This window comes from Cupriavidus phytohabitans (genome assembly GCF_017815025.1).
Lineage (GTDB): Bacteria > Pseudomonadota > Gammaproteobacteria > Burkholderiales > Burkholderiaceae > Cupriavidus.
This window is the reverse complement of the sequence record NZ_JAGIQB010000126.1, coordinates 1-5,340: the sequence shown is the minus strand read 5'-3', so window position 1 is coordinate 5,340 and position 5,340 is coordinate 1. Positions and strand designations below refer to the sequence as shown.

3 protein-coding genes and 1 pseudogene are annotated in these 5,340 nt (G+C 52.1%); 3 read left to right on the top strand and 1 reads right to left on the bottom strand.

Annotated elements, in window-relative coordinates; genetic code table 11:
- The first annotated feature begins 650 nt into the window (after nucleotides 1–650).
- The 3 genes from nifH (at nucleotide 651) to nifK (ending at nucleotide 4,700) form a co-directional block, all read left to right on the top strand.
- Complete coding sequence (nifH, locus tag J8I34_RS33215) at nucleotides 651–1,532, top strand: nitrogenase iron protein (protein WP_209778192.1); 882 nt, start codon at nucleotides 651–653, stop codon at nucleotides 1,530–1,532.
- Between the two features lie 77 nt (nucleotides 1,533–1,609).
- Nucleotides 1,610–3,070, top strand: coding sequence for a nitrogenase molybdenum-iron protein alpha chain (gene nifD, locus J8I34_RS33210; protein ID WP_209778195.1), 1,461 nt, complete (start codon nucleotides 1,610–1,612; stop codon nucleotides 3,068–3,070).
- Nucleotides 3,071–3,140: 70 nt separating this feature from the next.
- Complete coding sequence (nifK, locus tag J8I34_RS33205; RefSeq protein WP_209778197.1) at nucleotides 3,141–4,700, top strand: nitrogenase molybdenum-iron protein subunit beta; 1,560 nt, start codon at nucleotides 3,141–3,143, stop codon at nucleotides 4,698–4,700.
- Between the two features lie 359 nt (nucleotides 4,701–5,059).
- Here nifK and J8I34_RS33200 read toward each other — a convergent pair.
- Nucleotides 5,060–5,340, bottom strand: a pseudogene (locus tag J8I34_RS33200) (transposase); the annotation flags it as partial.

The window sequence follows — 5,340 nt, the reverse complement described above, 5'->3', positions numbered from 1 at the left end:
TCAGGTCCTGGCCAACCCAACTGACCGGCTCCCTGTTCAATAACCCGCAGGGTGTTGCACTTCGCTCTTGAAACCGCGGGCTTAAAAGTTGGCTAACCAACAGCTAAGTCGACCTCAGGGTCTCTTCTATGGATCTCTCGAATCTACGACGACTCTCCGTAGGTGGTTACTAGATTTCCAAAAAAACAGAAAGTATTCCACATTACCGCGGGGCACAGGGTCTGTCGGTTCAGTTTTCCGAAATTGTCCGATGGCTAGCGTGAATCTGCCAAAGCACTTCTCTATTTCACACACGCTGTGCCAGCCTTAATGATTCAAGTTAATAGGTCAGTGGGGCGACGCGAGGGCGCGTTAGTTGCCAAACGACGTATTTCGACAAAGTGCGAACGGTTTGTCAGTATCGCGACGCGGCCATAGTTCATAGTCAGGGCCACAACGAGTTCGGGAAACCCGCGATTTAGGGGGCTTTCTGGAGTTCTTAGCGACATGGCACGAAAGCTGCGCTAAAGCGGTCGCGCGGACACGAGCTGGCCGATGCGTGCTTTTGAAAGAAGAAGACCATAGGGAAACACCGCAGACTGAGGACATGATCGTGGCCTTGCAAACCATGATCTTCTAGCTTCACCTTCTATTCAAAATGGAGTATCACAATGTCTAACCTTCGGCAAATTGCCTTTTATGGTAAAGGTGGCATCGGCAAGTCGACTACCTCGCAGAACACGCTAGCGGCGCTGAGCGACCTCGGGCAAAGGATTCTCATCGTTGGGTGTGATCCAAAGGCGGACTCGACACGCCTCATTTTGCATGCTAAAGCCCAGGATACAATCCTCTCGCTTGCGGCTGAAGCGGGATCCGTCGAGGATCTTGAACTGGATGACGTAATGAAGATTGGTTACAAGGACATCCGGTGTGTCGAGTCGGGGGGGCCTGAACCGGGGGTTGGCTGCGCAGGCAGAGGTGTTATAACGTCAATCAACTTCCTGGAAGAGAACGGCGCGTATGACGGTGTTGACTACGTTTCCTATGATGTGCTCGGCGATGTCGTCTGTGGCGGTTTCGCGATGCCAATTCGTGAAAACAAGGCCCAAGAGATCTACATTGTTATGTCTGGCGAGATGATGGCGATGTACGCGGCAAACAACATTTCTAAAGGCATTTTGAAGTACGCAAATAGCGGCGGCGTGCGCTTGGGTGGGTTGATCTGTAACGAGCGAAAGACGGACAAGGAACTTGAGCTAGCTGAATCGCTGGCGGAGATGCTAGGAACGAAGTTGATACACTTCGTGCCTCGCGACAACGTAGTCCAGCATGCAGAACTGCGTCGAATGACCGTCATTGAGTATGCGCCAGAGTGCGCTCAGGCAGGGGAGTATCGTGCGCTTGCCGAGAAGATCCATAACAATGGCGGAAATGGCGTTATTCCGACGCCAATCACGATGGACCAGTTGGAGGATCTCTTGATGGCGAAGGGGATTCTGGTGCAGATCGACGAGTCAAAAGTTGGGAAGACTGCGTCAGAACTTACTGCCTAGCCAGGTTTGAACGACAGCCGCCGTGCACGCACGGCGGCTATTTGGGACGAGCATGTTGATTACCTATGGACTACGCGATGACCACGACGGTTGAGGAACGGAAGGCCGCCAACAAGGCCCTCATTGACGAAGTGCTACGGGCTTACCCTGAAAAGATGGGAAAACGACGGGCCAAGCACCTAAGTTCATTCGAGGAAGGCAAGCCAGATTGCGGGGTGAAGTCGAATATCAAGTCGCTGCCTGGGGTCATGACGATTCGCGGGTGCGCGTATGCTGGATCAAAGGGCGTGGTATGGGGCCCGATCAAGGACATGATCCATATAAGCCATGGGCCCGTTGGCTGTGGCCAGTACTCATGGGGATCGCGTCGCAATTACTACGTTGGCACCACGGGCATCGATACGTTCGTTACTATGCAGTTCACCTCTGATTTCCAGGAGAAGGACATAGTGTTCGGAGGTGACAAGAAGCTTGACAAGATCATTGATGAGATACAGCAACTGTTTCCGCTCAACAAGGGGATTTCTATCCAGACAGAATGTCCGATTGGTCTTATCGGAGACGACATTGAGGCCGTCTCAAAGAAGAAGAGTAAGGAGTATGGCGGGCACACCGTCGTGCCTGTGCGCTGCGAGGGTTTCCGTGGTGTGTCGCAGTCACTCGGTCATCATTTGGCAAACGACGCGATCCGAGACTTTGTATTCGATGCTCACTCCAATAAGCGGCTCGCACTTGAATCGACACCCTATGACGTTGCTATCATCGGCGACTACAACATTGGGGGAGACGCGTGGTCAAGTCGAATCCTGCTTGAAGAGATGGGTTTGCGGGTAATCGCACAATGGTCGGGTGACGGTACATTGGCGGAACTGGAGAACACCCCAAGGTCGAAGCTGAATTTGTTGCATTGTTACCGATCGATGAACTACATCAGTCGACACATGGAAGAAAAGTATGGCATCCCATGGGTAGAATATAATTTTTTTGGTCCGACAATGATTGAGAAAAGCTTGCGTGAAATTGCGGGTCGATTTGATGAAGCGATTATGGAAAATGCAGAAAAGGTGATCGCTAAATACCGCGCAGTATCTGATGCCGTCATTGCGAAATATAAGCCTCGGTTGCAAGGTAAAAAGGTGATGCTCTTTGTAGGTGGGTTACGCCCGCGGCACGTTGTAGGGGCATACGAGGATCTAGGCATGGAAGTTATCGGAACGGGGTACGAGTTTGCACACAATGACGATTACCAACGAACGACGCATTATGTAAAGGATGGCACACTCATCTATGATGATGTGACGGGGTACGAATTTGAAAGATTCGTAGACCAGGTGCGCCCCGACCTTGTCGGTTCTGGTATCAAAGAGAAGTACGTGTTTCAGAAAATGGGTGTCCCGTTCCGCCAAATGCATAGCTGGGATTACTCAGGCCCTTATCACGGCTACGACGGATTTGCGATATTCGCCCGTGATATGGACATTGCCATCTCAAGTCCTGTATGGAACCTCGCGAAGACGCCTTGGAAAGATCGAACATGAGCACGGAGATCGCAGTGGCGCATGGGCGTCTAGCGAACGGTTATTTAGAACTTGCATACAGGAGTGAGTGATGCCGCAATCGACTGACAAAATTCTCGATCATGAATTACTCTTCCGGGAGCCGGAATACAGGGCGCTCTTTCAGAATAAGAAGAAGGTGTTCGAGTTTAAGGATCCCGAGGAGAAGATAAGGGAGTTTTCCGAATGGACTAAGACAGAAGACTATAAGAATAAGAACTTCGCAAGAGAATCACTGACTGTGAATCCGGCCAAGGCGTGTCAGCCGCTTGGAGCCGTGTTTGTAGCAAACGGCTTTCACAAGACACTTCCATTCGTTCATGGTTCTCAAGGCTGCGTTGCATACTACCGTTCACATTTCTCGAGGCATTTCAAGGAGCCGACTTCGTGTGTGAGTTCCTCTATGACTGAGGATGCGGCGGTGTTCGGCGGCCTGAACAACATGATTGATGGGCTGGCTAACGCGTACAACCTTTACAAGCCCGAGATGATTGCTGTATCCACAACATGCATGGCGGAGGTGATCGGGGACGACCTCGATGCATTCATCAAGAACAGCAAGCAGAAGGGCAGCGTCCCTGAAGATTACGACGTGCCTTTCGCCCACACGCCAGCATTTGTCGGTAGTCACGTGACGGGTTATGACAATGCGCTACTGGGCATCCTGAAGCACTTTTGGGGCGGTAAGGCAGGGGCGTCCAACCCGTTGGTCCGAACGCCTGACGACAGTGTGAACTTCATCGGCGGCTTTGATGGCTTTGTCGTTGGAAACATGCGCGAAATCAAGAGAATGTTCGATCTGTTCGGCGTAAAAGTGAACATTATCTGCGACCCGTCGGAAACCTGGAACACACCTACGGATGGCGTGTTCAGAATGTATCAAGGTGGGACAACGAAAGAGGAGGTGGAACGCGCACTGAACGCTAAAGCAACATTCGTTTTCCAGGAGTTCTGCTGCGAACGAACAAGTAAGTTTATCGCTGAACAGGGTCAGGATGTCGTGGTTTTAAATGCGCCGGTTGGCGTTGGTGGCACTGACCATTTCCTTATGGAGATTTCACGGGTGACCGGTAAGCCGATACCAGCTGAACTGGAAAAGGAGCGAGGTCAACTCGTAGACGCTATGGCGGACAGTCAGGCAAGCCTCCATGGTAAGCGGTACGCATTGTATGGGGACCCGGACCAGATGCTGGGATACACCCAATTTCTCCTCGAGATTGGGGCTGAACCAAGCCACGTGTTATCGACAAATGGTAACGATGCTTGGGCGGAGAAAGTACAGGCGTTGCTCGATGCGTCACCATATGGTGCAGGATGCAAAGTCTATCCGAAGCGTGACCTCTGGCACCTGCGCTCTTTGTTATTCACGGAGCCGGTGGACTATCTGATCGGCAACACATACGGAAAATACTTGGAGCGCGATGCCGGGACACCCCTCGTGCGGCTCGTGTTCCCCATTTTTGACCGTCACCACTATCATCGGTACCCCACTTGGGGATACGCTGGCGGTCTTCGCATTCTTATGGCGCTACTCGATGAATATTTTGAAGCATTGGACGCTAGCACTATTGCTGTTTCGGAGACTGACTACAGCTATGACATTGTTCGGTGAACGAGCTGCGGAGCCTATCGAAGGTCGAATAGCCAAACGGCTCTTCGTTCTTGCGTGAGGATTTTGAATCGGATAAGCGAGAGACTCGTCTTTGCGAAAGCGAATGAGTGATCGCTCGCTCCGAGCGGCGTTCTACCTGCCGATAGCCATTGAGACGAGCTCTGTTGGGAGGGGGCGCGGTAGTCTTACGTGAAGGCGCTTGTTCAACGTACGTTCCTTAGCCGTTTGTCCGACAGGCTTTCCCTCAGTGCAGGCGTGGTTACGGCGGTGGACGTGTATGCCTTTTGGAGGCGCGGGAATTTATGCGGGCGGGCTCGGACCTGTCCGCATTCTTTATGTGCGAGGGATTTTAAATTCTGTTAGCCTCGTTCCGCAGTAGATCGCTCGCCATACAGAATAGCAAACTGATTCATGGCGGACTTCCAGTCAGGGTGCGAACCGACTTGGCCAGCACGTTGCGCAGCGCCAGCCACAGGAGCTTGCCAGCGGCTTCATTCGAGGGAAGTGCCCTCGGGTTTTGATGATTTTGCGCAGCTGTAAATTCAGGCTTTCGATAGCATTCATAACCGGCATGATAGGAACCGGTGCCCTTCCTCTCCTCACCGCGTAACTTGGTGTATGGTTCGACCATCCGGGACAG

Excerpts from the sequence above, each read along its gene's own strand:
- nifK (WP_209778197.1), top strand. The coding sequence starts at position 3,141 with ATGCCGCAATCGACTGACAAAATTCTCGATCATGAATTACTCTTCCGG.
- nifD (WP_209778195.1), top strand. The coding sequence starts at position 1,610 with ATGACCACGACGGTTGAGGAACGGAAGGCCGCCAACAAGGCCCTCATT.
- nifH (WP_209778192.1), top strand. The coding sequence starts at position 651 with ATGTCTAACCTTCGGCAAATTGCCTTTTATGGTAAAGGTGGCATCGGC.